Below are 25,247 nucleotides of genomic sequence, written 5' to 3' on the forward strand. Positions count from 1 at the left end.
GCCCCGTCACACCCCCAGCTCAGCGGCTATCCGCCCGCTCTTGATCGCCGACAGCAGATCCGCGTGGTCCGCCTCCGTACGGTCCGCGTAGATCATGGCGAAGCCGGCCACCGCCTCGTCCAGCTCTTCGTTCTTTCCGCAGTATCCGGCGAGCAGCCGCGGGTCGGCACTGTGCGCGTGCGCCCGGGCCAGCAGGGCTCCGGTCATCCGTCCGTAGTCGTCGACCTGGTCCGGCGCAAGGGCCGCCGGGTCCACGCTGCCCTTGCGGTTTCTGAACTGCCGTACCTGGAAAGGCCGTCCGTCGACTGTCGTCCAGCCGAGCAGGATGTCACTGACCACCTGCATCCGCTTCTGGCCGAGCACCACCCGGCGTCCCTCGTGCTCCACGTCCGGAACCGGGAAGCCGGCAGCCGTCAGATACGGAAGCAGTACCGAGGAGCGTGCCTCCTTCACCTGCAGCACCAGTGCGTCGCCACGGTGGTCGAGCAGCAGCACCACATACGACCGCGTACCCACGCTCCCGGTCCCGACCACCCGGAAGGCCACGTCATGGATCGAGTACCGGGCGAGCAGCGGCAGCCGGTCCTCGGACACCGTGTGCAGATACTCCTCCAGCGACGCGGCGACGGCCGCCGCCTCCGCGTCCGGCACCCGCCGCAGCACCGGCGGCGCGTCCACGAAGCGCCGTCCCCCGTCGCCCGCGGCGGAGCCGCTGCCGGACACAGCCTCGGTCGACTTGGCGGCGAAGCGCGCGCTCGTGTTGTTGCGGGCCTTCTCCGAGACCCGCTCCAGCGTGCCCAGCAGATCCCGCGCGTCCGTGTGGGAGACGAGTTCCTCGTCGGCGATGGCGTTCCACGCGTCCAGCGCGGGCAGCCTGGCCAGCAGCCGCATCGTGCGCCGGTAGGCTCCCACGACGTCGAAAGCGGCCGCCCGGCAGACGGTTTCGTCCGCGCCCACCACGCGCCCGGCCAGGACCAGCGAGACGGCGAGCCGCTTGAGATCCCATTCCCACGGGCCGACGACGGTCTCGTCGAAGTCGTTGAGATCGATGACGAGGCGGCCGCGGGCATCGCCGTACAGACCGAAGTTCGCCGCGTGCGCATCGCCGCAGATCTGCGCGCTCACTCCGGTGGCCGGAGTGCCCACCAGGTCGTGGGCCATCAGGCCGGCCGAGCCGCGGAGAAAGGCGAACGGCGAGGCGGCCATGCGGCCCACCCGTATCGGCGTGAGCTCCGGCACTCGGCCCCGGCTGGACTCCTCGACGGCCTGGACGGCGTCGGGCCGCGCCGCTCGAAGCACGAGTGAGTCGTGCGAGGCCCGCGGAATCCGGTCCCGCAGCGCCTTCCCCGCCTCCTTCGGCGACCTGGCGCCATTCTGAGCACCTGCCGTCCGCTGCCCCGGACGCCATGCGAATCCGGGCACCACCGGAATGCGTGCCCCCACACCCGCCGCGTCCCCGGATGCCCTTGCCGCATCCCGTGACCCGTCGGCTCCCGCTCCGCCGAACTCCGCCTGCCGCACCGGCATCCCCGTCTCAGCCTCGCCCATGACGCGCTGCCTCCCCCGTCGTCGTACACGCACACCTTCAACATCAACTGCTACTGACCGTACCGCCGCTCCGCGACAGCCGTCTCCCCCTGTGGATAACGTTCGCCGCCTCCACCGCCTGCGAAGATCTCCGCAACCGATCTCCCAGAGGCTCCCTTCCCTTAAACGTTGTATTATGCAACCGAGATCGAGGAGGGCGGACCATGTCAGCCACACGTGACGAGTCCGTCGACACCATCGAGCGTGAACTCACAGCGTTCGCCCGCCGTGCCCGCGCCGCGGCCGCCCGACTCCACCCCGAACTGCCGCTGGTCTCCTACACGTTGCTGGCACACATCGACGGCCGGCGGGGCTGCCGCGCCACCGACCTCGCGGCGCACTACATGCTCGACAAGTCAACCGTCAGCAGACAGGTCTCCGCCCTCGAAAAGCTCGGTCTTGTCGAGCGGCGGCCCGACACCGACGACCATCGCGTCCAGGTCCTGCACCCCACCGCGGCAGGAACCGAACTGCTCTCCTCCACCCACGCGAGTCGCCGCGCCGCCTACCAGGAGCGCCTCGCCGACTGGCCGACCGAAGATCTGACCCGCTTCGCCGCGTATCTGCTGCGCTACAACGCGACCGGAGCAGACACCCCCTAGCGCCCGCTCACTGAGCCCGGCGTTTCACGTGAAACAGGCAACACGGATGTTCCACGTGGAACGACGTCAATCACACCGCTGGTCCGCGTGGCAGCCAGCCGCGCGTGCCGAACGGTCCCGGCGGCACGCGCCCCCCTCCCATCACACCGCGTCCAGCCCCGCATCCCGCGCCAGAAGCGCCGCCTGCACCCGGTTCTCGCACTCCAGCTTCGCCAGGATCCGGCTCACATACGTCTTCACCGTGGCCTCGCTCATATGCAGCCGCCGCCCGGCGTCCGCGTTGGACAGCCCCTCCCCAAGCAGGGCGAGCACGTCCCGCTCGCGACTGCTCAGCGCGGCCACCCTCGTCCGCGCCTGCTCACCGCGCGCCGCCGCCCGCCCCGAGGCGAGTTGGTCCACCACATGCCGGGTCGCACCGGGCGAGAGATACGCATCCCCCGCGGCCGCCGCGCGTACCGCCCCGATCAGCTCCGCGGGCGCGGTGTCCTTCAGCAGAAAGCCTGCGCCGCCGTGTTCCAGCGCCCGCAGTACGTTCTCGCGCTCGCCGAATGTCGTCAGCACGATCACCCGTGCCGCCGGTGCCGCCCTGCGCAGCTCTCCCAGAGCCGTGAGACCGTCCATCACCGGCATCTGGATGTCGAGAAGCACCACATCGGCGCTGTGCGAACGTGCGAATTCGATCGCCTCGCGCCCGTTGGCCGCTTCCGCCACGACCTCGATCCCGCGGTCGGAGGTGAGGATCATCCGGATCCCGGCCCTGATGAGCGGCTCGTCATCAGCGATGACAACCCGGATCGGCGACTGTGTCACTGCACCCCCCACACCCAGCGGCACCATGTCGGCTCGGCCTCGGCCGCCCGGCGGGCCGCCCAGCGCCGCTCGACCGGCGCGGCCAACTGCACCTATCGGCTGACCTCGTAGGACTTCTTCTCGATCAGCTTGCCGTCCCTGAAGCAGAACCGGAACACCGGCTCGGTGTCGAAGTTGTCTCCCACCTCCGAGGACATCAGCACCAGGCATTCGGAGTCCGCAGGCTCCTGAGGGCCCTTGCCGCTCAGTCCGGTGGTCGCGATCGTGTCCCCGCTCGGCAGCCCGTCACGCACCTCGTCCTCGGCGGCCCCGATCTTCACTTTCTCGTACTCGACCGGGTCGATCATCCCCTCACTCATCGAGCCCACCAGGAAGAACAGCCCGAAGACGCCCGCTGCCCCCAGTACCAGCAACGCCGCCACAGCGATCCCGCAGCCCAGCGCCAGACCGCCGCCCCTGCTTCTCTTCTGTCCACCCATCGCCAGCTCCCGCTCCGAAACAGTCCAGCCCATGACCGGACCACCGTTCCCGAGTGCGGCCTGTGGCGACTGCTGGCGGAAGTCGTCCTCCGTCGCGACGAACGGCGCCGCCTCCCCGACTCCGTACGGCAGCACCCCTGCCACCCGGAAGCCCCCGCCGTCCGCCGGACCCGCGTGCACGATGCCGCCGACCAGCCGGGCCCGCTCCCGCAGCCCGGTCAGCCCCTGCCCGCCACTGACCACCTCGCCCGGCGCCGGCGCCACCGGGGCCCCGCTGACGATCTCGAGGACGAAGGAGTCCGGCTCGTATCTCAGCTCCACGCCTATCGCGGCCCCGGGCGCGTGCTTGTACGCATTGGTCAGCGACTCCTGCACAATGCGGTAGGCAGCATGGTCGGCCGCCGCCGCAAGGGGCCGCGCCCCACCCGAGCACCGCAGCTCCACGGCGTTGCCCGCCGCACGCGCCGCCTCCACGAGCCCCGCGATACCGGCAGTCCCGCGCGCGGCCCGCCCCGACTCGTCGACGGACGGCGCAGCCTCGACCCCGTCCCGCAGAATCCCGACGACCTCGCGCAGCTCGTGCATGGCGGTCACGGAAGCGTCCCGGAGCACGCCGACGACCTCCCGCTGCCGTGGTGTCAGCCCGGGGTCCACCTCGAGCGCCCCGGTGTGTACGGAGATCAGCGCCAGCTGGTGGCCGAGGCTGTCGTGCATGTCCTGGGCGATCCGCTGCCGCTCCAGCAGCCGTGCCTGCCCTGCCACCATCGCCCGCTCCCGCAGGAGCTGGCTGTTGCGCTCCTGCAGGGCGTGCAGCAGAGTCCTGCGCTGCGTCCAGTAGCGGCTGGCCAGCCCCGGCACGACCGTCGTCGCCAGGAAGTAGAGGGTGGAGAGCAGCACCGCCGTCATCTGCGCCTGCTGCGACCAGGAGTCCACGAGCGTGGTGCCGATGAAGAGGACGTACGCGACGGTGAACGCGGCCAGCGCCCGCCCGGCGCCCACGATCCTGCGCCCCGCCGACCACCCCACGACCATCAGCAGCGGCGCGAAGCCGCTCATGAGCGGCGCCAGCCCCCCGGTTATCACCAGGACAGGCGTCGGCATCCGGCGCCGCAGCAGAGACAGCAGCGCGGCCGACACACCGACGAACAGCAGCCTCAGTCCCTCGCTGCCCAGCAGTTCCTCGGTCCCGGCGGCCATGAGGCCCAGCACCAGCGCGAGCACCAGCTCGCCGGCGGTCCGCCGCCTCGACCACAGCTCGGGCGCCGCCAGCCATGCCCAGCCCGCTCGGATTCTCGATGAAGCGTCCACGGTGGCACCCTAATCAGCACGCCCCGGCGCTCACGCCCCACTTTCGTCTTGCCGGGGAGCGACGAACGTCGCACCTTGCGAGGGGCGCGCCCAGGTCCGGGCGCTCTGCGCCGGGCGCCCTGCGAGTAGGCGTGTTGGGCGGGTTCACGATGTTCTCGAGGTATGCGGTGGATATTCGACGTCTGAAGGAAGGCGGCCAGGCCGGTACAAGGCCGGCGTATCTGGGACCGACGCCGCTCGCGGCGGTGTGGAGTGCGGTGTGGGTGGCGCGCCGCGTACTGGCGTGGAGGCAGGGATGACCAGGCTGACGGGCAGGGCACTGCGCGTAACGATCTTCATCGGGGAATCGGATCTGTGGCATCACAAACCGGTGTACACGGAGATCGTGCACCGGGCGCACAAGGCGGGTCTGGCGGGCGCGAGTGTGTTCCGGGGGATTGAGGGGTTCGGCGCCTCCTCGTTGATTCACACCGTCCGGCTGCTGTCCCTGAGTGAGGATCTGCCGGTGGCGATCGTGATCGTGGATGACGAGGAACGCATCCGCGCCTTCCTGCCGCAGCTCGACGAGCTGGTCACGGAGGGGCTGGTGATCCTGGACGACTGCGAGGTCATCCGCTACGCGGGCAGGGAGACGTCCAAGTGAACTGGCTGCTGGTGGCGCTGGGGGCGGCGATCGGCGCCCCGTTGCGCTTCCTGACCGACCGGGCGGTGCAGACCAGGCACGACTCGGTCTTCCCGTGGGGAACCTTCGCGGTCAATGTCGTCGGCTGTCTCGTACTGGGTGTGCTGACCGGGGCGGTGACGGCCGGGGCGGCGTCCTCGCACGTGCAGTTGTTCCTGGGGACCGGGCTGTGCGGGGCGCTGACGACGTACTCGACGTTCAGCTACGAGACGCTGCGGCTGGTCGAGGACGGGGCGAAGTTCTACGCGGCGGTCAACGTGATCGCCGGCGTGGTCGCCGGGCTGGGCGCCGTCTTCGCCGGTGTGCTGTTCGGCGAGGCGCTCTGGGACTGACCCGGTGCGCCCACCCGCTCCGCCCGCTCCGTGCGCCACGACGTCATGTCGGTGTCATTCGGCGCGATCGTGGTCGGTGAGGACTTCCTCGATGACATGTCGAGCGATGGTCGCCATCACCGGATTCGTGTGCCGGTAGTACCGCAGTTCTAGGAGCGCTATCGACAGCGCCCAGCCGCGACCTCGTGCCCAGGCCGCGTCATCAACTTCCAGGGCGGCCCGGAAGGCCCCCCTCGTGTCGGCCGGCAACAGGTACCACGCCGAGATCAGGTCGACGGCGGGATCGCCCAGCCCCAGACACCCGAAGTCGATGACTGCGCTGAGCCGTCCGCGGGCCATCAGCAGATTGCCCGGCTGCAGGTCCGCGTGAAGCCAGACTGCCGGGCCGGACCACTCCGGAACCCGCAGGGCCGCTTCCCAGATAGTGGTCGCCGCATCGGTGTCGACGATTCCACGCAGTTCCGCGATCGCGGCGCGCGTCGCGGTGTCCCGGTCGGCCAAGGGCTCACTCCGGTAGGAGGGTGGCCCGTCCGTGGGATCGATCCGGTGCAGCGCGGTGACGAACTCCGCCAGGTCCTCGGCGAGCAGGCCGGGTTCGGCGATGGATCCGACGCTGGGATTCTCACCGTCGAGCCATCGGTACACGGACCAATGCCAGGGATACGACAGAGCGGGCGTGCCCTTGCCCAGCGGAACGGGAATGTCGCAGGGAAGCAGCGGGGCAAGCTGTGGCAGCCACCGGTGTTCCTTCTCGACGTCATGGGCGGCCCCCGCGAGGCGGGGGAGTCGTACGACCATGTCCTGGCCCAACCGATACATGGCATTGGATGTGCCGGCGGAGTCGATCGGCTCGACGGGAAGGCCCGCCCACCGCGGAAACTGAGCGGCGATGAGCCGACGCACAAGAGCTGCGTCGGTGCTCACCTCGTCGGCATGCATCTTGCTGGCGCACATAGAACCCGTCCTGAACAGAATTCCGCCATGTGGCATGGAGGACTTGGGGGAAGGCCTGTCAACGCAGGCGGGACCGGCAGGGAGCCGTCTGCGAGGCCTGCTGCCGACCACACAGCGCATCGTGGTCACCGCGACAGGCACCGGGTGACATCGCACACCACCGGAAGATCATCAAGCAAGCGGGACCGCACCGTGAGGCATGTCATGGTGTGGGCTCATTCACGTAAAAACCACCCGGTACGTACCGAACTCGGGCCGTCACGGCCCCACCAACGCGAAACGGGCCCCCGCCAGGACTTTCGTCTCTGGCGAGAACCCGTGTCGTCGGTTTCTCTCTGCGGGGAACCGACGGAATGCGCTGGTCAGCGGCTGAGCAATGGCAGCCGAGATCGTTTCCCGCGCTGATGGAGATCGTTTCCCGCCGCCCTGGTCGGCGACTGTCCAGCCCCGCTCGATACACGCTCTCTTCCACGCGCCGCTCGGCAGCCCTCGGCTTCCTCGTTCAGCAGCTGCTCACCGGACGGGCGGTTCATGCCAGGGGAAACCGGGCGTCTGACGGTCAGTCGGCCCGGACTCCGTTGGGCTTGTGAGGCGGCTCAGCCGGCCGTCCTCGCCTCGGTCAGGGAGGCCAGCGCCGCGTCGAGGCGACGGGTGGCTTCCTCGGCGACTGGGCGCAGGGCATCGAGTTCGGTCAATGTGACCATCGTGCCGGGGTCGAGGGCCTGTACGGCGGTGCGGTCGCGGTCTCTGCGGACGACCACGTTGCAGGGAAGCAGCAGGCCGGCGGTGCGGTCGGCCTCCAGAGCGCGGCGGGCGAGCTGCGGGTTGCAGGCGCCGAGGATGACGTAGTCCTCCATGTCGTGATCGAGCTTGGCCTTGAGCGTCGCCGTGACATCGATCTCGGTGAGGACGCCGAAGCCCTGCTCGGCGAGGGCCTCGCGGACGCGGGCCACGGTGGTGGCGAAGTCGGCGTCCAGGTGCACGGTGCGGTCGTAACGCATGGCGATGGCCTTTCTTCGGCTTGTGCGGTGCGGGTGGGACGGGTGTCCGGCCCTGTGCCAAGTACCCGTCAGCCGTCCCACAGGGCTGCCCCTTGCTTTCAAAAATACCCCCGGGGGTACTCGTGCTACCGTCCAGATATACCCCCAGGGGTAATTTTACTGGAAGGGAGTGCCTCGTGTTTTTCATCGACACGATCGAGGTGGCCGGGCTCGGCAACCGCAGCTACCTGGCAGGCGGCGAGCGGACGGCGGTGGCAGTCGATCCTCCGCGTGACATCGACCAGGTGATCGCGGCAGCGGCGCGGCGCGGGGTGCGGATATCCCACGTCGTCGAGACACACGTCCACAACGACTACGTCACCGGGGGCCTGGAGCTGGCCCGGCTCACGGGCGCCGCCTACCTCGTCCCCGCCGGGGCCCGGGTCTCCTACGAGCGCGTACCGGTGCACGACGGCGACCGCTCCGAGATCGACGCCACCGCCGGACTGATTCTGCGCGCGCTGGCCACGCCCGGCCACACCCCGCACCACACGTCCTACGCGCTGGAGGAGAACGGGACGGCCGTCGCGGTGTTCACCGGCGGCTCGCTGCTGATCGGCACCGTCGGCCGACCCGATCTGGTCGAACCACGGCTGACGGAACACCTCGCCCGGGCCCAGCACGCCTCCGCGCACCGCCTGGCCACCGAGCTGCCGGACGATACGGCGGTGCTGCCCACACACGGCTTCGGCAGCTTCTGCTCCTCCGGTCAGGCGGAGGGCGAGTCCACCACGATCGGCAAGGAGAGGGCGTCCAACGAGGCGCTCACCCGTGACGTGGACACCTTCGTCGCCGACCTGCTGGCCGGCCTGGACGACATCCCCGCGTACTACACGCACATGGGCCCGGCCAACGCCGCCGGCCCCGCGCCGGTCGACCTGAGCCCGCCCGCCGTCGCGGACGCCGAGGAGATCGCCGCCCGGCTGGCCGCCGGGGAATGGGTGGTCGACCTGCGCAACCGGGTCGCCTTCGCCGAAGGACACGTCGTCGGCTCATTCAACTTCGAGGCCGAGGGACAGCTCGCCACCTACCTGGCCTGGCTGATCCCGTGGGGCAAGCCGGTCACGCTGCTTGCGGAGTCCGCCGGGCAGCTCGCCGCCGCCCAGCGCGAGCTGGTCCGGGTGGGCATCGACCGCCCGGCCGCCGCAGCCACCGGAGAACCGGCGCGCTGGGCGCGCGAGGGCGAGGACCTCGCCTCCTTCTCACGGGCCACGTTCGCCGATCTTGCGGGGCACTCCAAGGACGGCGTCGTCGTGCTGGACGTCCGCCGGGCCTCCGAACGGTCGGCGGGCATCATCGAGGGTTCGGTCCACATCCCCATCCACGCCCTGCACCGCCGCGTCCACGAGGTCCCCGAAGGGCAGGTGTGGGTGCACTGCGCGGGCGGCATGCGCGCCGCCATCGCAGCCTCCCTGCTGGACGCCGCAGGCCGTGACGTCGTCGCCGTCGACGACTCCTTCGACTCGGCCGAGAGGGCAGGACTCACCGTCGACACCCTCTGACGACGGCCGCCGCAGATCACCGCACCCACAAGACGGACAGGAGCGAGAACCACGATGAGCCTCTTTCGACGCGGCCGGGGCGGCCCAGGGCGGGTGACCGTGCAGGAGGCCGCCGCCCGCACCGGGCACGCGCAAGCGGCCGGAAACGGCGGGACCCCCGTGCTGCTCGACGTACGCGAACCCGCCGAGTGGCAGGCCGGCCACGCCCCCGGCGCCGTCCACCTGCCCCTCACGGCGCTGGTCACCGGTGCCGGACTGCCCGCCGAGGCGCAGGCACGGCCTGTCGTCGTGATCTGTCGGTCGGGCAACCGATCCCGACGGGCTGCCGAACTGCTCCAGGCCCACGGCGTCGAGGCCGTCGACGTCATGGGCGGCATGCAGGACTGGGCCGAGGCAGGACTGCCGGTCGTGGACTCGCGCGGCAGGAACGGGACCGTCGCGTGAGCGCTGTGATGCTCGCACTGATCGCCGGTGCCGTCATCGGCCTGGCGCTGGGCGCGCTCGGAGGGGGTGGCAGTGTTCTGGCCGTCCCCGCCCTGATCTACCTGCTCGGTTTCACCCCGGTCGCGGCCACCACCGCAAGCCTGGTCATCGTCACCGTCACCTCCGCCACCGCGCTGTCCGCGCACGCCCGCGACAGACACGTTCGCTGGCGCACCGGGCTGCTGTTCGCCGCGGCGGGGGTCGGCCCGGCGATGCTGGGCGGCGCGCTCGCCGGGCGCCTGCCGGCGGCCGTGCTGACCGTGGCGTTCGCCGTGGTACGCATGCTCAGGCCCCGGTCTTCCTCGGAGAGCATCATTCACGTACGGCCGGGCCGGGCAGGGGCTGCCGGTGCCGGGCTGGGCGCGGTCACCGGCGTCCTCGGCGTGGGCGGTGGCTTCCTCGCGGTCCCCGCGCTGGTCAACGTCCTCGGCATGCGGATACGGGCGGCCGTGGGCACCAGCCTGCTCGTCATCACCGTCAACTCGCTGGCGGCCCTGGCGATGCGCGCCGGTACGGCCGACGGCCTGGACTGGGCCGTCATAGGACCGTTCGCCGGGGCGGCGATCCTGGGTGCCTGGGACGGCAAGCGCCTGTCGGCGAAGCTGTCCGGGCAGACGCTTCAGCGGGTCTTCGCCCTGGTCCTGCTGGCGGTGGCCGGCTTCATGCTGGTGGAGGCGGTCTTGTGACCGCCCGACCAAAATTCCTTACGCCAGCGACAGGAAAAGCTTCTCCAGCCGCGCGCGCATCGCCTCCGCGTCCTCACCGTCCTTCCGACCCGATTCGATGTCCGCCACGCACTGCTGCAGGCCGGTGGCGATGATCGCGAACCCGGCCCGGTCGAGCGCCCGCGAGGCGGCGGCCAGCTGCGTGACGACGTCCTCGCAGTCCCGCCCCTCCTCGATCATCCGGATCACGCCGGAGATCTGGCCCTGCGCCCGCCGCAGCCGGTTCAGCACGGCCCTCAGGGACGCGCCCTCAAGCTCCAGTTCCACGATCACTCCTCAAAAATACCCCTAGGGGTACTGTACGTCTCAGTTCGGGACGGCAGCGACCGTTAAGGATCACACCTGATATGACCACCCCCCACACCCCCACCGCCCTCGGTACAGACCAGGCCCGCGCCCGGCGGCACGAACTCACCGTCATCGACATACGCACCCCCGGCGAGTACGCCTCCGGCCACCTGCCCGGCGCCCTCAACATCCCCCTGGACCAGATCCGGCGCGCACTGCCCGAGATCCGGCACGCTGCCGACCGGGGCGACGTCCTCGTGGTGTGCGCCTCCGGCGCCCGCTCGGAGAACGCCTGCAAGCTCCTGGCCGAGCAGGGCATCCCCGCGGCCAACCTCGTCGGCGGCACCAGCGCGTGGGCCGCCGAGGGACACGACCTGCACCACCCGGCGGCCTGCGAGACCCGGGCGCGGTGGAGCATGGAGCGGCAGGTGCGCTTCACCGCGGGCGCCGTGGTGCTCCTGGGCCTGCTCCTCGGCCTGCTGGTGCATCCGGCTTTCCAGATCCTCTCGGCCGGCGTCGCGGGCGGCCTCGTCTTCTCCGCACTCACCGACACCTGCGGCATGGCCGTCATGCTGGGCAAGCTGCCCCACAACCGTGCCCGCCCGGCCGACCTCGCCGCGACGCTCGCCACACTGCGGCGCGGCTGATCACCGTCATCACAGACCCGCTCATGGCGCCAGTTCGATGTCGATCTCCGGTGGCTGTTCGAGTGTGTTGTGGACGGTGCAGTGCGAGGCGACGGCCAGAAGGGCGGCGCGGCGCTGTTCGGGGAGTTCTGGCGGTGGGACGACCACTACGCGCACGGAGGTGACACGGGCCGGGCGGTCGGTCGCCATGACGAACTCGGCACGCACTCGCAGCCCGGAGCGGGGCAGGTCGTGGCGGTGCAGGTAGCGGCCTGCGTAGAAGGATACGCAGGTGGCCAGGGAGGCGGCGAACAGCTCGGTGGGTGTCGGTGCGGTGTCCGTACCGCCCGCTTCGATGGGCTGGTCGACCCGGATGTGGTGACCGCGGACCTCGACGGTGTAGGCGTCGTCGCCGACGTGGCCGACATCGAGTCGGTGTACGTCGGCGTCCCTCGGCTGGTTTGCTGACCGGTCCCCTTCCGGCGGTGACAACGGTTGCCGGTGCCCAGTCGACTGCGCACGGCTTCCCTGATCGAGAGGCCGGCAGGGTGGTCCGGGGGCCGATCGGCCCTCTCGTGCGCCGACGCCTCGTTACAGCCAGGCGGGTGTTTCCACAGAGCTGATCACGCAGGGAGGAGATGCGGGGCTCGTGCATGTCCGACGCTCCGCGGCCAACTCTGACATCAGGAAGTGCCGTCCTGCGGCCGACCATCGGCGGGCTGTTCGGTCGCACCGACCTGCTGAAGAAGCAGGCGGGCCAGGCCGCGCGCCTCGTCCGGGGTGAGTGCCGCCCAGACTCCCGGCTCGCCGCCCTGGTCCTCTCCGACGTCCAGAGCAATCCGGCTGACCGGGCCCGGCCGGTCCGGACGTCCGAGCCGCAGGCACCGTACTTCGATCCTGCGTCCGCACTTGGTCACCAGAGCGGTCTCTTCGGCACGGCTCTCGTCGATCCTGTGGAGCCGGTCGTTCACTGCCGTCGCCATCGGTCTCACGCTCCTCCGCCGGTCGGTTCCGTCCCCAGCGGTCGCCACCCCGAGGCCTCATACCCGGTGGGGTATACGGAATAGCGCTTTGTGGGCAGGAGTTGTTCCCGCTCGGGCTTTGGTCGTTCGGCCCGGGCCTGTCAGGCAGCAATGTTCTCGGGGCGCGGCGGGATGACGGCCAGGGGGCACTGGGAGAACTGCAAGAGGTGGTGGCTGACGGAGCCGAGGGCCAGACCGAGGAAACCGCCGAGTCCACGAGAGCCGACGACCAAGAGGTCGGCCCGGTCCGAGGCTCGCGCCAGCGCGATGACCGGCGATTCGTCGGGCACCTGCTCCACCACCCCCCGCGCTCCCGGAACCCGGGTGGCGTCAGGCCGTGGCTGGTTCGGGCTGGGCAGCGGGTACCGGAGGTGCGAGGCGACCAGTGCGGTGCAGGCCGTACACGGCGGCGGCGCACGCAAGGCCCAGCAGGAACAGCGCGATCCACGGCAGGGCGGACACTCCGGCAGCGCGGGCGGCGTCCAGTGCGGCGCCGGTGAGGAGGTTGCCGATGGTGATGCCGACGCCGCAGATGGTGTTGTACAGGCCGTAGTGCGTGGCGACGAGGCGGTCCCCGGAGAGCCGGACGATGGTGTCCATCTCGAACGGGTACGCGATCATCGTGCCCAGGGCGAGCAGCAGTGCGGACAGCGCGGGCGGCACCGCCGCGAGCAGACACAGTCCGATTCCGCCGTCCGGGACCGGCATTGCCGTGGCCAGCAGCAGCGGCACGAACGCGAATCCCATGGTCGAAAGGCCCCAGGTGAGCGCGCGCCCGGGCTCCATACGGGCCTTGCACCAGGCGGTCACCCTGGTCTGGCCGAGGATGGTGCTGAGTCCCGACACGGCAAACAGCACCGCCACCGCCGCGGTACCGAACTCGCCCTCTCCGCCCAGGCGTCGGACCTCCAGCGGCAGCGCGAGATAGACCTGGAAGGACATCACGTACGAGCCGATCATGGCGATCGAGAACAGCAGGAACGGCCGGTTGACCAGGATGCTCCGCCACTGCGACAGGACACTCTCCCGCCCACCGTCCGCCTGGGCCTTGGCGTCGTCGGCCCGTCGTGCGGGCAGCGCCCGGATCTGCACAATGCTCAGGACCGCGAAGATGCCGGCCGCCGTCAGGCAGGTGATGCGAAAGTCGATGCCGGTCAGCACCATGCCGACGAGCGGGCCGAGCAGGATTCCGGCCTGGTAGAAGACGTTGAACAACGCGAACGCCTCCACTCGCCGCTCTCCCGCGTCAGCGGCGAGGTAGGCGCGAGTGGCCGGGTTGAACAGGGCGCCGGCCAGGCCGGTCGCGGCCGAGGCGGCGATCAGCGCGGGTACGGAGTCGACGAGCCCGAGGGTTACGAAGCCGACGATGCGCAGGACCATGCCAGCGATGATCAACGGCTTGTAGCCGAGCCGGTCGGCCAGTGTGCCGCCGACCAGGAACATGCCTTGTTGGCTGAAGTTGCGTACGCCGAGGATCAGGCCGACAAGCCATCCGGCGAGGCCAAGAGGCCCGGCCAGGTGCGTGGCCAGGTACGGCATCAGCATGTAGAAGCCGAGGTTGATAGTGAACTGGTTCACCATCAGCAGCTGGACGCTGCGTTCGTACGTGCGGACCTGCGCGATCATGCTCTTCACCGGTCCTCCTCCCGCGCGTCCTGGGCGAGGGTGAGCGGGTCGACCACGCTCGTGCACCGGGTCCAGGCGGTGACTTCCTTCTCGTCCAGGCGGCCGATCACGTCCGGTTCGGATGCGGGCGGGACGTCGAGCAGACCGTGGGCGGCGCAGTAGTCGTCGTCGTACACCGTGCCGAGGTAGCGCTGCGGCCCGTCGGGGAAGATCGCCGCGATCCGGGTGTCCTCCGGCAGGGTGCGGGCGAGCCATCCCGCGACCAGGGCGACTGCGCCGACACTCCATCCGCCGGTGGCGTAGTGCGAGGCGGCCAGCTGCCGACAAGCCCACACCGCTTCCGCCGGAGCGACCCAGTGCACCTCGGAGAAGTTCTCGTAGGCGACATTGCGGGGATAGATGCTCGACCCGAGCCCGCGCATCAGGCGGGGCCGGGCGGGCTGTCCGAAGATCGTGGAGCCGATGGTGTCCACGCCCACGAGCTTCAGGTCGGGGTAGAGCTGCTGCAGAACGCGGGAGACGCCCGCCGAGTGACCTCCGGTGCCGACGCTGCACACCAGGACGTCGATATGGGCCAGTTCCGTGGCGAGTTCCAGCGCGAGCGGGGTGTACGCGGCGGTGTTGTCGGGGTTGTTGTACTGGTCCGGGCACCAGGAATCGGGGTGTTGCCGCATCAGCTGCGCGACGCGGTCGCGGCGAGCCTGCTGCCAGCCGCCGGTGGGATGGGGCTCGGAGACGACGTTGACCTGGGCACCGTAGGCGTTCAGCAGCCGGGTCATGGACATCTCCAGGCCCGGGTCGGTGACCAGGGTGACCGGGTGGCCGTAGACCATTCCGGCCAAGGCGAGGCCGAGGCCGAGCGTGCCGCTGGTGGACTCGATGATCTGCGCTCCGGGCTTCAGATCGCCGCGGGCGCGGGCGCGTTCGACCATGTGGAGGCCGGGGCGGTCCTTGATGCCGCCGGGATTGAAGCCTTCCAGCTTTGCCCAGAAGCCGCGTCCCGCCGGTGCGAAGGGCTCGCTGACGTGCAGGAGAGGAGTGTTGCCCACTAGCCCGGACAGGGCGGCGTGGCCGGGCTTGGTGAGGGGGGTGGTCTTCGGAGAGTGCATCAGTTCCGCTCTCATCGTTCGGTGAATGGCACGTTCGGGTGCTGGTCTCGCGTGCGCCGCCGGGGGCGGCGGCCGCGGCATGCTGCGGCGCGACGGGCATGGCCTACGTCCGCCAGCGGCAGAGGGAGCACAGGGTGAGGCGCCCGGACGTGGATGTTCGGAGCCCCGTCGACGCCGGCCAGAAATCCTTGCCGGGTGCGGCCGCGTGCGTCGCTGCGGCTTCGGGCGCCCCCGCCGTGAGCCCGGGCGTACGCGTCGACTGTCGTCCGGCGGACTCCACGCCTGAACCGGCAGGCGAGCAGGAGTCAGCAGGCGCCTCGGCGCGTGGCACCTGCTCGTCGCCGGGCTGGGCGCCGTAGACCGTACGGACCGGGCCGTGAGCCTGGCCAGGCTCGTGCAGCAGCTGCACACAGTCGAAGACGATCAGCAGCAGCCCGCTGAGGAGCAGGGCGAGCAGCCGGTACTGCACAGGGGAGTTGGAGAGCGGGCGAGTGCGGGATGACGAGAGCACGGTTCCTCCGCATGCGGCCGGCGTGCACCTCAAGGCGCAGGGAACGGCGGGCGGGGCGGGCAGTGTCAGGACAACGCCGCAGGAATCAGCCTGCCGAGGCGCCTGGGCGCGCTCGGGCAAGACCGGTGCGGCGACAGCCGGCCGCATCGCGCCCGCAGCCCAGGGGGCTGTCCCGGAGTCGTGATCAAACGGGAAGGCGTCGATGGCCGGCGAAGTGTCGCCGGATCCTAGATCTGCAGAACCGTGGCTCTTATCGGCGTGCTCGGCAATTGCCTGGCCGACGCCACGTCACCGAAGGCGACCAGAGCGGGTCGCGGCGCCGGAGGAGCTCCTTCGTCGGCGAGGGCACAGGCACCGGGCGCGTCCAGAACGGGCGTCTGTTGGGGCTGGCCGGGCACGCAGTCCTGAGCTGTATGGGACGGGCCGTGATGACCATCGTGGTGATCGACCGGCGGCTCCTGGACCGCGTGGTCGTGAAGGGCGGCTGCTGCGGTCACGGTTGCACTTGCACCGAGATGGCCTGTGGTGCCTTCGGCGGTCACGTGCGCGTACGCGAAGGCGAACAGCGTGAGCGCCACCCACAGCATGCTCAGCGGACCCGCCGACGAGCGGGCCCGCGAGCTGCGGGAAGACGACCAGGCCGTGACCATGCCGTGATCTTAACGGCTCGTTCAGGCGGTCCTGCCGCCCCGGTCGCAAACGCCACGCGAACATCCGGCTGCATCCATCGCACACAATCGAAACAGCGCAGGTGAACCACTACGTCGACTACCGGGCCCTTCCTGAGCGACATGCGTCACATCGGGAAAGGGCCGCGTGGTGTCGGGGCAGGGGCTGGCCCAACTGTCAGCCCAGCGAGGCGAGGCGGTCGCTGCAGGGGGCCTCGCACCAGCGGTCTCGCGAACCTCCTTCAAGGAGGCCCTCACACCAGCGACGTCTCGCCGTCGGGCAGCCACCCCTCCCAGTAGCCGTCCACCAGATCGAGTATCTGCCCGGGCTCGACCGTGGCCCGCTCCGACCGAAGCTCGGATACGGTCCACCAGCGGGCTTCGGGCCCCAGCATCCGGCCGGGCTTGTCCTTCCAACTGCCGCTGGTGGGCAGTACGAGTACGACGTATCCGCGCTTGTCCGCATCGTCGACGGCGAACAACCGCCCAACCACTGGAGCGATACGGACCGGGGGCAGTTGCAGTCGGCGACGCAGAAACCGCATCGCTGCATGGTGGTACGTCGCACCGGCCCGCATGGGCACTTTCGCCACGGTCCAGCAGGGGCCCGACGGCTCCCGGCGTCGCACCAGCAGAATCCGTCCCCTCAGCGGATCCAGGATCACCGGGAATACGAAGTTGTACGGTCCGGGGCGCCGGGCGGTCGTCATAGGCCCACCCTGCGGGCAGGTTATTCGAATCGCACCCACTAAATGTCATACGGGTGGCGTGGGGCGCGCAGCCGTACGTAAACGGCGGCGTTGCGATCGTCACTCACATCGGTGGTGTGGCGCCGATCGGCGATTCGACAGCGGCATGCGCATCCAAGATCTGCTGCATGGGAGCAACCCCTTCACGGTCGCGACGCGCGGCCGTCCCCGGGCCGCGCGTGAACGATGCCGTCTTGCAGCCGCTCGACGGAGAGTCGCTGGCCAGCTGGGTCAACGCCATGGCCAAGCACCGCGAGGTTGAGACTGCGGCTCTGCTTCGAGAACTTCATCTCCACCGGGACGGTGCGCTGTCCATGGCCCAGACACGGTTGTCCGAGCCAGCGGCTCGCCGGGTGCACAGGGAGACGGGGGTGGGCGAAGCCGTCCTCCACGAGATGACACTCGCTCGCTACGCCGGCAACGCCCTCCCTCATCTGCCTCTCACCCCGTGGACAGACTCAGCAGCCGTCGCGCAGTGGAGCTCATCGGCCTGGCTTTCGGATCACCGAGCACGCTGGTGTGCCCAATGCCTGCGTAAAAATGGCTTCCGCTGGCCACTGCGCTGGATGCTGCCGTGGACCTTCGCGTGCCTCGAGCATCGCGTCTTCCTGGCCACCGAATGCATTCGGTGCCTCTCCCCGGTCCACTACGGTCGGCACTCCACGCTTCCGCGGTTGTGCGATGCCAGGGTGGATGAGCGGAGGCACACGTACGGATACGACGAGAGGTGCGAGTACCCGATCACCCTCCACAGACCCCTCCCGGTCACCGATGATTCTTTGCTCGTGCATCAGGAGAGGATCAACGCCTGGCTCGACGGGCATCCGACTGCCGGCGACAGGCAGTTCGCATCCCTCACTGCCGTGATGATCATGCTTGTAACCCCGGCCATGATGCGCCGTCGCAGCGAAGACCCGGCACTCCTGTGCCACTTGCGATCACGCCGCGGGCTGGGCCTTACGCAGGAACGCGTCCCGTGGACTGATCCGCTGAGAATTGCTGCGGCTGCCTCCGCTGCGAATCGGCTGCTGTGCTCCAACCCGTCGGCATCCGAGGTGGCCATGAGAATCGTGGACATGAGGTCCCTCGACTACCGAGAAGCACCGTGGCGGCTGGACGTCATGGAATGGGCCTACGGATCGGCACTCCGCCCGAATCCCTACGTCGACGAACTCGTCCGCAGGGGTGTGATCACCATCGGCTCGTTTGCTTACCGGTGAACTGGACCGCAAGGGTGTCCACAGACACCCGACACCATCACGCGTCCGCCTCACGCCCCATCTCGATCGCCAGGTTCCCGATGCGAAGGGCCAGGGCATCCCGCACCGATCGGGCGCTCTCGATGTCCCGGCCCTTCAGGTCTGGAAGAGCCCGGCAGTGGAGGTGCCGCAGGTTTCAGCGGGACTTGGAGGCTTTGCCGCGGCGGATGACCAGGCGGCCCAGGCCGGTGAGAACGATGACCTTGACGAGAACGACCGCCACGATGACTCCGGCTGCCCATCCCGTCCACCGCCAGTCCGTCAGCAGTGCTCCACCCAGCCCGAGGTGTGCAGCGATGAGGAGCGTTCCGGCCGCGACGAGGCCTATCGTCCGGAGGTGTCGCCGGTGCCTTGTGGCTCCTCCTTCGGGCATGCCGGTCGGTCTGATGACTTCGCCGGGTGAGGGCGTGGATGCGTCCGTCCGTTGCCAGTTCGCCTTGAGCTGGTCCCGCCTGCCGAACCGTTCGAGATGCCCGGCGACAAGGTCCTGCAGTCGCCGCAGGTTCTCCTCGTCGGCAGCTTCGACGCGCAACGTCAGCACGTTCGGGATGGCCTGCAGGGTGCACCGGCCCCAGGGAAGGCTGACGCTTCCGTGCGTGTCCGACCATTCGACGGCCGCCTGGGCTGCCACTGCCTGCATCTCACGGAGTGCCTGTGCATCACCGCCCTGATGGGGGCGCAGCTGGTGGCTCAGGTGCCTGCCCTTGTTGTTGAAGTGCTTGCAGAGTTGGACGAGATACCGGCTCGGGCGTTCGGTCTCGATGTGGATTTCGGCGGTCGGCATGGCATTCCTTTCGGGCTCCTCCGCAGGGTTGGCGCCTCGGGCAATGCCCCACAGGCATTGACGGGCTGTTGCGCGGGCAGGGGGTACAGCCCTGCGGAAGTTTCAGATGCGGGTGATGGCGACGAGCCAGGCCCGAATGCCGTCTGGGTCGGTGGTGATGTCGATCGTGGCGGGCTCGATGGAGTCGATGCGCCACCCGTCGGCGAATGAGGCTTCGATCTCGTCCCGCGTCAGCTTGCGCACCCGGCCCCACTCGCCCGGCTGCCGGTCGCTGAAGCCGAGCATGAAGTAGCGGCCACCCGGGCGCACCACGGAACGCAGGCCGGCGATGTATGCCGTGCGGTCGTCGTCGTCGAAGATGTGGAAGAGCCCGCAGTCGAGCACGGTGTCGAAGGGCTCCTGTAGATCGGCCAACTGCCGGGCGTCGTGGTGAAGGAACCGCGCTGTACGGCCCCGGTCGCGCGCCTTGGCCTCGGCGGCGCGCAGCGCCCGGGAGGCGAGATCGACGCCGGTCGCATCCAGACCGAGACCGGCCGCCATGAGCGTGTGCTCGCCGGTTCCGCAGCCGACGTCCAGGACGCGGCCCCGGACGGCGCCGGCGGCAGCGAGGGCGAGGAACGCCGGTTGAGGCCGACCGATGTCCCACGGCGGCGGGCTTAGGTAGAGGTCGTTGGGTTCCGGTGGGGTCATGGACCCGTGATGGAGGTGGGGGGTCGAGTCAGCCATCCTCGTGTCCTTCCCGTAGCGGGATTGGCCCGGGCCTCCGTGACGCCACCAGCTTTATCGATACACATCGTCACTGTCAACCCATACTGTCTCCATGTCGTCGGGTCGTACACTAGGGCGGTGCCGAAGCTGTGGAACGAGACGATCGATACGCACCGCGCAGCGGTGCGTGCCGCGGTTCTGGACACCACCGCGGCACTGGTCGCCGAGCACGGGCCGACGTCGGTGACGATGTCGCAGATCGCCAAGGAAGCCGGCATCGGGCGGGCAACGCTGTACAAGTACTTCCCGGACGTCGAAGCCATCCTGCTCGCCTGGCACGAACGACAGATCACCGAGCACCTCGGTCAACTCTCCGAAGTCCGGGACCAGGCCGACACCCCCGCGGAACGACTCGAAGCCGTACTGAAGGCGTTCGCCCTCATCGCCCACGAATCCCGCGGGCATCGCGACACCGAACTCGCGGCGTTCTTGCACCGGAACCCCCACGTCACCCACGCACAGCAGCAACTCCACAGCATGATCCAGAACTTGCTGGCCGAGGGCGCAAAGGCGGGCGACCTCCGGCACGACATCGCGCCCGGCGAGCTGGCAAACTACTGCCTGCACGCGCTGACCGCAGCCGGCAGCCTGCCCTCCAAGGCAGCGGTCCACCGGCTCGTCGCGGTCACCCTGGACGGGATGCGCCCGGCTCCGACGGAGGCCGATCCCGACGAGGCGGACTGACGCGAGGCTCCCACCGGATGCCGGTGGAAGCCTTGTCGTACCGCGATAATCAGGCCGTCCCTCACGACCCGTGCGGTCTCACCAGATCAGGTCGCTGGAGGCTCGGCGGGTGGGGTGGTGCAGCGCGTACCAAGCCAATGCGGCCGCGCCCAGCCCGACGGCCCCGCACGTTCGCCCTACGGCGCGGCTGCACCGCCACACGCAACGTGTCTGCCAAACTCGCACCAACTCGGCAAAGTGTGCGGGTGGGGCAAATCCATGCCAATCTCGCCGTCGAGGCGACCCGGCATCGAGCGAAGGAGCGGCCGTGGCTCTGGGAGACGGCATCCGCCGGAACATCGCTTCCGTGGACCCCGGGGAGCGGAACCTGCTTCGCGACGCGTTCTTGAAGATGAACGCACCGAAATGGGACGGCACGCGGAACGACACCGTCCCCGGCGGCGTGACCTGGTGGTTCAAGCAGGACGAAATCCACAAGATCACGCATGTGCACGGCGGGGCGGAGTTCCTGCCCTGGCACCGGGAGGTCGTCAACCGGTGCGAGGACCAACTACGGGTGATCGACCCACGCCTGTCCCTGCACTACTGGGACTGGACCGAAGACCCCAGGTCGATCCCGAACGCGAACCTCGGAAACGGCCTCACAGGTCCCCTGAGTCTTTTCACCCCGGACTTCATGGGCCATGGCGGGGCGGACCTCAAGCCCATCGGTCATCCCTGGGACGCCGCCGGTTACTACGACCCCCAGGCGATCCCCTTCCGTTCCGACAACTCTTTCGACCCCAACAACAACCCGGCGGACAAGCCGCAAGCGGTCCGCCGACAGGTCAACGGCTCACCTGTCAGCCAGAACCGAGACGACGACGTTGTCGCGGCCGAGGACTACGCGGACATGACCGCGCTCCTCGAGGACAGCCACAACGAGATGCACGGATTCGTCAACATGGGGGGCCAGCACATCTCCTTCCGCGACCCCTTCGTATTCCTGCTGCACTCCAACGTCGACCGGCTGTTCGCCCTCTGGCAGACGCAACCGAGCCACCCCAAGCGGCTGGTGCCTGACCACGTCTACGGCACACTCGGCGCCGACCCGGAACTCAACGGCAATGTCGAACCATGGTCTTCGGGCCGCACGGTGAACGAGGTGACGGGGCAGGAGCACTTCATCCGCCCGTGGTGCGAGCCTGAGCGGCTGGGTATTCCCAAGACCTACAAGGACCCCTCCATCATCACTCCGCGCCGCTACGACACGAACCTCGCTCCCCTTCCCTAGCTTCTGCTGGGGTAGGCAGTACCAGATCCGTCTGGGCGTCCCGATTCACCCCTCCGGGCTTCGAGCTCGACGCAATCGCACTCGACTCCTGAACATGATCGAAGGCCCGGCCGGGAGCATCTCCCGGTCGGGCCTTCGGCCTTCACACGGTCTCGTCAGTCGGCGAGCCGTTCCATGTAGTCGCCGGCCGCTTCCACGGCCGCGACGAGAACTGCGGTGTCCATGTGGGCGCCGTCCTCCAGGCGGACGCTGTTCCGGGCCTTCGTGCGGAAGGCCCGGAACAGTGTGGAGCATGGGGCGGATCAGAGCCGGTCGAGGATGCCCTGCATCTGCTTGACCTCGGTGGACTGGTTCTTGATGACGTCGTCCGCGAGCTTCTTGGCAGCAGCGTCGCCGCCCTTGTCCTGCTCGTCCTTCGCCATGTCGATCGCCCCGTTGTGGTGGGCGATCATCAACGTGGCGAACTTGCGGTCGAAGTCCGTGCCCTTGGCCGCCGTCAGGTCCGACATGTCCTTCTCGGACATCATCCCGGGCATCGAGCCGCCGCCGTGATTCATGCCGCCGTGGTCCATGCTGGACGACTCCGGCTTGCCCCATGTCTTGAGCCAGGACTGCATGGTCTTGATCTCGGGATCCTGAGCCTTCTCGATCTGCCCGGCCAGGGTCTTGATCTCCTGATCGGACGCCCGGCCGTCGGCCAGCTTGGACATCTCCAGGGCCTGCTGATGGTGGACGATCATCGACTGGGCGAACGCCACGTCCGCGTCGTTGAACGCTCCCGCGGCAGGCGACTTCGTCGACTGCTGACTGGCGGCGGAGTTGTGGCCGCCGCTGGAGGTGTCACTGCCGCAGGCGGCGAGCAGCAGGGTCCCCGCGGCGACGGCTCCCACCACCGCGACACCGCGGTGCAGGGGCATGCGGAAGGAACGCTTGTAGACGGTCATGTTCTGTGTACCTCGTTGTTCGATTCTGCGGATAGATGCGTCGTCGTCTCGGCGGGCAGCCCTCACGGGCCCCCCGCGCGGGAGGGTCGGCCTATATCCGCAGGATCGACAGTTGCGCGAGGTCAGGCGGTCTGGGCGGGGGATCGGGGCGTACGAGCGTGATCACCCGGGCGGCGAGATCGGCCAGCCCTTCGCGTCGTGCCGTGAACGCCGCATACAGCAGAGAGGCCAGCGCCCAGCCACCGAGCACCGCCAAGCACAGGGACGCCATGTCCATCCCCATGCCGGGGTCGTGCGGCGCCGACACAGCGTCGGCCGGCTCGGAGCCGTGGACAGGGCTGTCCGTGATGCTGAGCGTTCCCGGGTGTGCGCCGCCGTCTCGCTCACCGTGCACGGAGACCGTGCCGACCCCGTGAGCGCCCACCGCATGAGGCGCGGCGGACATACGGCCGGAGGCCCCGCTGGGGTGACCGACGGTATGCATGATGAACACGCCGAGTGCCAGCACGACGACGAGCAACAGGCGTGCTGCCACGCCGACTGCTCGTGTGTACCGGTGCACCATGAACGCTTACCTCCGCTGCCGACGATAACCGAGGCGCTGTGTAGTACGCCCGGCAAGATGATCCCGTTCAGTCAGTGAGCGTGGCCGCCGTCGTGACCCGGCTCTTCTGCTGCGCCGCCATCAGGCGGGGAGGCGCTGGCGGTCGGCGCAGTGGGCGGGGACGGCTCCGGGTGGCTCGGACCGGGCTCGTCCTGCTTCGGCTCCTCCTCTGTTCCGTGGCTGTGCCCGCCGTCTTTCGAGGACTCACCCATGGAGGCCGCCACCTGGCGCAGGCCGACGAAGCTGACGCTTGCGATGAGAAGCACGGCCAGCCCCACCAGGCTGAAGATGCGGTGCCACGGCGTGTCCGCGTCCTTGATGACGTATGCGACGAAGGACATGGTCATGCCAGCGGGTATGAGTACGGCTCCACGGGCCGGGAAGTCGTCGAAGTGCTGCATGCCCCCGCTGAGCATGCCGATGCCGAACGACAGCAGGAGCGAGGCGCCGATGACCACCAGCATCCGCGGCAAGCCCGGCCGCTCGCGGGCGAGGATGAATTCGTTGATGACGGTGGCGGCCAGGAAGACCAGGACGCCGTACACGGCGATCCTCGTGTAGCGGGCTGGGTCGAGCGGGTGGTGGACTACTGCGCCGCTGATGAGACCGGCGCCGACGAAGTAGCCGACGTATCCGAGATAGCGCGCAGGCAGGGACCTCTTCCGGGCCCGGTGCGCCTGCGCCTTGCGCCGTGCGGCTCGTCCGCCCCCGGCGGTCGCGGGCTGCTCGTCGAGCGTGGGCATGTCGATGAGTTGGGTCGACAAGAGTTCTGTTCCTTACGAGTGCGGGTGCAGCATGCGGCGCGAGAGGACGACTCTCGAACCATGGCCAATCGGGGCAAAAGGCCCACTTCTAGACCTGCTGAATCACGGAACTCGTACGACTACTCAACGGGGGAATGGCTGATGGGGCCACGGCCGGTCCGGACTTGCCTGCCACAACTCGGTCCCATGACAGCTGCCCGACGACCGGGGTGAGGGGCGGGGCCGAGACCCCCGATACCTGCTGAGGCTGCCCGGACACGCACTCCTCGGCCGGATGGGTCGGCTCCTGGTCGTCGTCATTGTGGTCGGGGGCCACCCGATTCTGCTCCGCCGTGTGACTGTGCGCCGGATGCGCCGAGGACACGACGGCACCGGCGGTCAGGTGTCCCGCTGCGCTCTCCGCGCTCGCACAATGGGAGTACAGGAAACCGAACAGCAGGGCTGCCAACCACAGCACCCGCATCGGGCCCGCCGAAAAGCGGGCCCGAGGCTTGCCGGATGGCGACCAGGCCGTGACCACGCGGGCAGCCTACCGGTGGGCGAGACCGCCCCGGCACACCCCTCGCGCGTTCCTCACCCGACTCGTGAGGCCGCAGGATCGGACCCTGTTGACGCGCCTTCGATGATCCGGCAGACCACGGCGTTCTCCCCCCGGCCGGCCGCCTGGTCGGCTTGGGCGCGGGCGTTGCGGAGCGTCGTCCGCAGCGCCTGGAGGTCGGCGATGCGGCGGTCGATGTCGGCGAGATGCTGATCGAGAAGGTCGCTCACGAAGCCGCAGGGCTGCTCTCCGCGGCGTTGGAGGTCGAGGATCTCCTTGATCTCCTTCAGGCTGAGGCCGAGTGCCTGAGCCTGGCGGATGAAGCCGAGCACGGGAATCGCTTCGTCCGTGTAGGTGCGGTAGCCCGCGGAGGTGCGCTCGGGCGGGTCGATGAGGCCGTTGGCCTCATAGAGGCGGACAGCCTTGGGGCTCAGCCCGGTCTGGGCAGCGATACGGCCGACGGTGAGCATGGCGACTCCGTTCGTGCGAGTGGTGCCAGTCTGCGCTTGACCTTGCCCTAAGGGCA

At 69.3% G+C, this 25,247-nt stretch carries 31 protein-coding genes and 2 pseudogenes; 12 read left to right on the top strand and 21 right to left on the bottom strand.

Annotated elements, in window-relative coordinates; all coding sequences use genetic code 11:
- Positions 1-6: 6 nt before the first annotated feature.
- Positions 7-1,548, bottom strand: coding sequence for a DUF2252 domain-containing protein (locus tag OOK40_RS13515; protein WP_266480379.1), 1,542 nt, complete (start codon positions 1,546-1,548; stop codon positions 7-9).
- 203 nt (positions 1,549-1,751) lie between these two features.
- Between OOK40_RS13515 and OOK40_RS13520 the strand changes: the two genes are divergently transcribed.
- The gene (locus OOK40_RS13520) at positions 1,752-2,189 is read left to right on the top strand and encodes a MarR family winged helix-turn-helix transcriptional regulator (protein WP_266480382.1); all 438 of its coding nucleotides are present in this window, start codon (positions 1,752-1,754) and stop codon (positions 2,187-2,189) included.
- Between the two features lie 141 nt (positions 2,190-2,330).
- Here the strand turns inward: OOK40_RS13520 and OOK40_RS13525 are convergent, their stop codons facing one another.
- Complete coding sequence (locus OOK40_RS13525; protein WP_266480384.1) at positions 2,331-2,999, bottom strand: response regulator transcription factor; 669 nt, start codon at positions 2,997-2,999, stop codon at positions 2,331-2,333.
- 92 nt (positions 3,000-3,091) lie between these two features.
- Positions 3,092-4,786 (bottom strand): sensor histidine kinase, encoded by a 1,695-nt coding sequence (locus OOK40_RS13530; protein ID WP_266480386.1) that lies wholly within the window; start codon positions 4,784-4,786, stop codon positions 3,092-3,094.
- A gap of 128 nt (positions 4,787-4,914) precedes the next feature.
- On the opposite strand from OOK40_RS13530, the pseudogene OOK40_RS13535 reads away from it, so the two are divergent.
- The 3 genes and pseudogenes from OOK40_RS13535 to crcB all read left to right on the top strand — a co-directional run.
- A pseudogene (locus OOK40_RS13535) lies at positions 4,915-5,085 on the top strand (chromosome condensation protein CrcB); the annotation flags it as partial.
- Positions 5,082-5,429 carry a DUF190 domain-containing protein gene (locus OOK40_RS13540; protein ID WP_266480389.1) on the top strand — a complete coding sequence of 116 codons (348 nt, stop codon included), beginning with the start codon at positions 5,082-5,084 and terminating at the stop codon, positions 5,427-5,429. The pseudogene OOK40_RS13535 and the gene OOK40_RS13540, both read left to right, overlap by 4 nt.
- On the top strand, positions 5,426-5,800 hold the full coding sequence (crcB, locus tag OOK40_RS13545; protein WP_266480392.1) for a fluoride efflux transporter CrcB: 375 nt from the start codon (positions 5,426-5,428) through the stop codon (positions 5,798-5,800). The genes OOK40_RS13540 and crcB overlap by 4 nt, the downstream gene beginning before the upstream one ends.
- 54 nt (positions 5,801-5,854) lie before the next feature.
- Here the strand turns inward: crcB and OOK40_RS13550 are convergent, their stop codons facing one another.
- A complete protein-coding gene (locus OOK40_RS13550; RefSeq protein ID WP_266480394.1) occupies positions 5,855-6,754 on the bottom strand; it encodes an aminoglycoside phosphotransferase family protein in 900 nt (299 codons plus the stop codon).
- 596 nt (positions 6,755-7,350) lie between these two features.
- Positions 7,351-7,755 (bottom strand): DUF302 domain-containing protein, encoded by a 405-nt coding sequence (locus OOK40_RS13555; protein WP_266480397.1) that lies wholly within the window; start codon positions 7,753-7,755, stop codon positions 7,351-7,353.
- 176 nt (positions 7,756-7,931) lie between these two features.
- Here OOK40_RS13555 and OOK40_RS13560 point away from each other — a divergent pair, with 176 nt between their 5' ends.
- The 3 genes from OOK40_RS13560 to OOK40_RS13570 are packed head-to-tail and all read left to right on the top strand — an operon-like array spanning position 7,932 to position 10,465.
- Positions 7,932-9,296 (top strand): MBL fold metallo-hydrolase, encoded by a 1,365-nt coding sequence (locus OOK40_RS13560; protein WP_266480400.1) that lies wholly within the window; start codon positions 7,932-7,934, stop codon positions 9,294-9,296.
- Between the two features lie 54 nt (positions 9,297-9,350).
- Positions 9,351-9,740: a rhodanese-like domain-containing protein gene (locus OOK40_RS13565; RefSeq protein ID WP_266480402.1), complete on the top strand. Its 390-nt coding sequence runs from the start codon at positions 9,351-9,353 to the stop codon at positions 9,738-9,740.
- Positions 9,737-10,465: a sulfite exporter TauE/SafE family protein gene (locus OOK40_RS13570; RefSeq protein ID WP_266480403.1), complete on the top strand. Its 729-nt coding sequence runs from the start codon at positions 9,737-9,739 to the stop codon at positions 10,463-10,465. The genes OOK40_RS13565 and OOK40_RS13570 overlap by 4 nt, the downstream gene beginning before the upstream one ends.
- Positions 10,466-10,483: 18 nt before the next feature.
- Here OOK40_RS13570 and OOK40_RS13575 read toward each other — a convergent pair whose 3' ends face one another.
- A complete protein-coding gene (locus OOK40_RS13575; protein WP_266480405.1) occupies positions 10,484-10,771 on the bottom strand; it encodes a metal-sensitive transcriptional regulator in 288 nt (95 codons plus the stop codon).
- An 80-nt stretch (positions 10,772-10,851) separates the two neighbouring features.
- Here OOK40_RS13575 and OOK40_RS13580 point away from each other — a divergent pair, with 80 nt between their 5' ends.
- Positions 10,852-11,439 carry a rhodanese-like domain-containing protein gene (locus tag OOK40_RS13580; protein WP_266480408.1) on the top strand — a complete coding sequence of 196 codons (588 nt, stop codon included), beginning with the start codon at positions 10,852-10,854 and terminating at the stop codon, positions 11,437-11,439.
- Between the two features lie 21 nt (positions 11,440-11,460).
- Here the strand turns inward: OOK40_RS13580 and OOK40_RS13585 are convergent, their stop codons facing one another.
- The 9 genes from OOK40_RS13585 to OOK40_RS13625 all read right to left on the bottom strand — a co-directional run bounded on the left by OOK40_RS13585 (position 11,461) and on the right by OOK40_RS13625 (position 17,344).
- On the bottom strand, positions 11,461-11,910 hold the full coding sequence (locus OOK40_RS13585) for an OsmC family protein (RefSeq protein ID WP_266480410.1): 450 nt from the start codon (positions 11,908-11,910) through the stop codon (positions 11,461-11,463).
- Positions 11,911-12,101: 191 nt separating this feature from the next.
- Positions 12,102-12,401 carry a hypothetical protein gene (locus tag OOK40_RS13590; protein ID WP_266480411.1) on the bottom strand — a complete coding sequence of 100 codons (300 nt, stop codon included), beginning with the start codon at positions 12,399-12,401 and terminating at the stop codon, positions 12,102-12,104.
- Between the two features lie 140 nt (positions 12,402-12,541).
- Positions 12,542-12,742, bottom strand: coding sequence for a universal stress protein (locus tag OOK40_RS13595; RefSeq protein WP_266480413.1), 201 nt, complete (start codon positions 12,740-12,742; stop codon positions 12,542-12,544).
- 28 nt (positions 12,743-12,770) lie between these two features.
- Entirely contained in the window at positions 12,771-14,075 is a 1,305-nt protein-coding gene (locus tag OOK40_RS13600; RefSeq protein WP_266480415.1) for an MFS transporter, read from the bottom strand.
- The gene (locus OOK40_RS13605; RefSeq protein WP_266480417.1) at positions 14,072-15,175 is read right to left on the bottom strand and encodes a PLP-dependent cysteine synthase family protein; all 1,104 of its coding nucleotides are present in this window, start codon (positions 15,173-15,175) and stop codon (positions 14,072-14,074) included. The genes OOK40_RS13600 and OOK40_RS13605 overlap by 4 nt, the downstream gene beginning before the upstream one ends.
- A gap of 103 nt (positions 15,176-15,278) precedes the next feature.
- Positions 15,279-15,686, bottom strand: a complete 408-nt coding sequence (locus OOK40_RS13610; protein WP_266480419.1) for a hypothetical protein — start codon at positions 15,684-15,686, stop codon at positions 15,279-15,281.
- Positions 15,687-15,913: 227 nt separating this feature from the next.
- Positions 15,914-16,264, bottom strand: coding sequence for a hypothetical protein (locus tag OOK40_RS13615; protein ID WP_266480421.1), 351 nt, complete (start codon positions 16,262-16,264; stop codon positions 15,914-15,916).
- Between the two features lie 344 nt (positions 16,265-16,608).
- Positions 16,609-17,064: a hypothetical protein gene (locus OOK40_RS13620; RefSeq protein WP_266480423.1), complete on the bottom strand. Its 456-nt coding sequence runs from the start codon at positions 17,062-17,064 to the stop codon at positions 16,609-16,611.
- Between the two features lie 103 nt (positions 17,065-17,167).
- A complete protein-coding gene (locus tag OOK40_RS13625; RefSeq protein WP_266480426.1) occupies positions 17,168-17,344 on the bottom strand; it encodes a hypothetical protein in 177 nt (58 codons plus the stop codon).
- On the opposite strand from OOK40_RS13625, the pseudogene OOK40_RS35435 reads away from it, so the two are divergent.
- Both OOK40_RS35435 and OOK40_RS13630 read left to right on the top strand, forming a co-directional pair.
- Positions 17,343-17,654, top strand: a pseudogene (locus OOK40_RS35435) (TniQ family protein); the annotation flags it as partial. The gene OOK40_RS13625 and the pseudogene OOK40_RS35435 overlap by 2 nt on opposite strands.
- A 234-nt stretch (positions 17,655-17,888) precedes the next feature.
- Entirely contained in the window at positions 17,889-18,323 is a 435-nt protein-coding gene (locus OOK40_RS13630) for a hypothetical protein (protein WP_266480429.1), read from the top strand.
- Between the two features lie 175 nt (positions 18,324-18,498).
- Here OOK40_RS13630 and OOK40_RS13635 read toward each other — a convergent pair whose 3' ends face one another.
- Positions 18,499-19,146: a DUF2218 domain-containing protein gene (locus tag OOK40_RS13635; protein ID WP_266480432.1), complete on the bottom strand. Its 648-nt coding sequence runs from the start codon at positions 19,144-19,146 to the stop codon at positions 18,499-18,501.
- 102 nt (positions 19,147-19,248) lie between these two features.
- Complete coding sequence (locus OOK40_RS13640) at positions 19,249-19,836, bottom strand: class I SAM-dependent methyltransferase (protein WP_266480435.1); 588 nt, start codon at positions 19,834-19,836, stop codon at positions 19,249-19,251.
- Between the two features lie 156 nt (positions 19,837-19,992).
- Between OOK40_RS13640 and OOK40_RS13645 the strand changes: the two genes are divergently transcribed.
- Both OOK40_RS13645 and OOK40_RS13650 read left to right on the top strand, forming a co-directional pair.
- Positions 19,993-20,598, top strand: coding sequence for a TetR/AcrR family transcriptional regulator (locus tag OOK40_RS13645; protein ID WP_266480439.1), 606 nt, complete (start codon positions 19,993-19,995; stop codon positions 20,596-20,598).
- Positions 20,599-20,905: 307 nt separating this feature from the next.
- A complete protein-coding gene (locus OOK40_RS13650) occupies positions 20,906-21,871 on the top strand; it encodes a tyrosinase family protein (protein ID WP_266480447.1) in 966 nt (321 codons plus the stop codon).
- A gap of 302 nt (positions 21,872-22,173) precedes the next feature.
- Here the strand turns inward: OOK40_RS13650 and OOK40_RS13655 are convergent, their stop codons facing one another.
- The 4 genes from OOK40_RS13655 to OOK40_RS13670 form a co-directional block, all read right to left on the bottom strand.
- On the bottom strand, positions 22,174-22,815 hold the full coding sequence (locus OOK40_RS13655) for a DUF305 domain-containing protein (RefSeq protein WP_266480451.1): 642 nt from the start codon (positions 22,813-22,815) through the stop codon (positions 22,174-22,176).
- A gap of 91 nt (positions 22,816-22,906) precedes the next feature.
- A complete protein-coding gene (locus OOK40_RS13660) occupies positions 22,907-23,350 on the bottom strand; it encodes a DUF6153 family protein (RefSeq protein WP_266480453.1) in 444 nt (147 codons plus the stop codon).
- Positions 23,351-23,451: 101 nt separating this feature from the next.
- Positions 23,452-24,183 (bottom strand): hypothetical protein, encoded by a 732-nt coding sequence (locus OOK40_RS13665; RefSeq protein WP_266480456.1) that lies wholly within the window; start codon positions 24,181-24,183, stop codon positions 23,452-23,454.
- A 573-nt stretch (positions 24,184-24,756) separates the two neighbouring features.
- Positions 24,757-25,191, bottom strand: coding sequence for a heavy metal-responsive transcriptional regulator (locus tag OOK40_RS13670; RefSeq protein ID WP_266480459.1), 435 nt, complete (start codon positions 25,189-25,191; stop codon positions 24,757-24,759).
- Positions 25,192-25,247: the final 56 nt, after the last annotated feature.

Origin of the sequence: Streptomyces sp. NBC_01481, assembly GCF_026339995.1 — a bacterium.
In the GTDB taxonomy this organism is placed as follows: Bacteria; Actinomycetota; Actinomycetes; order Streptomycetales; family Streptomycetaceae; genus Streptomyces.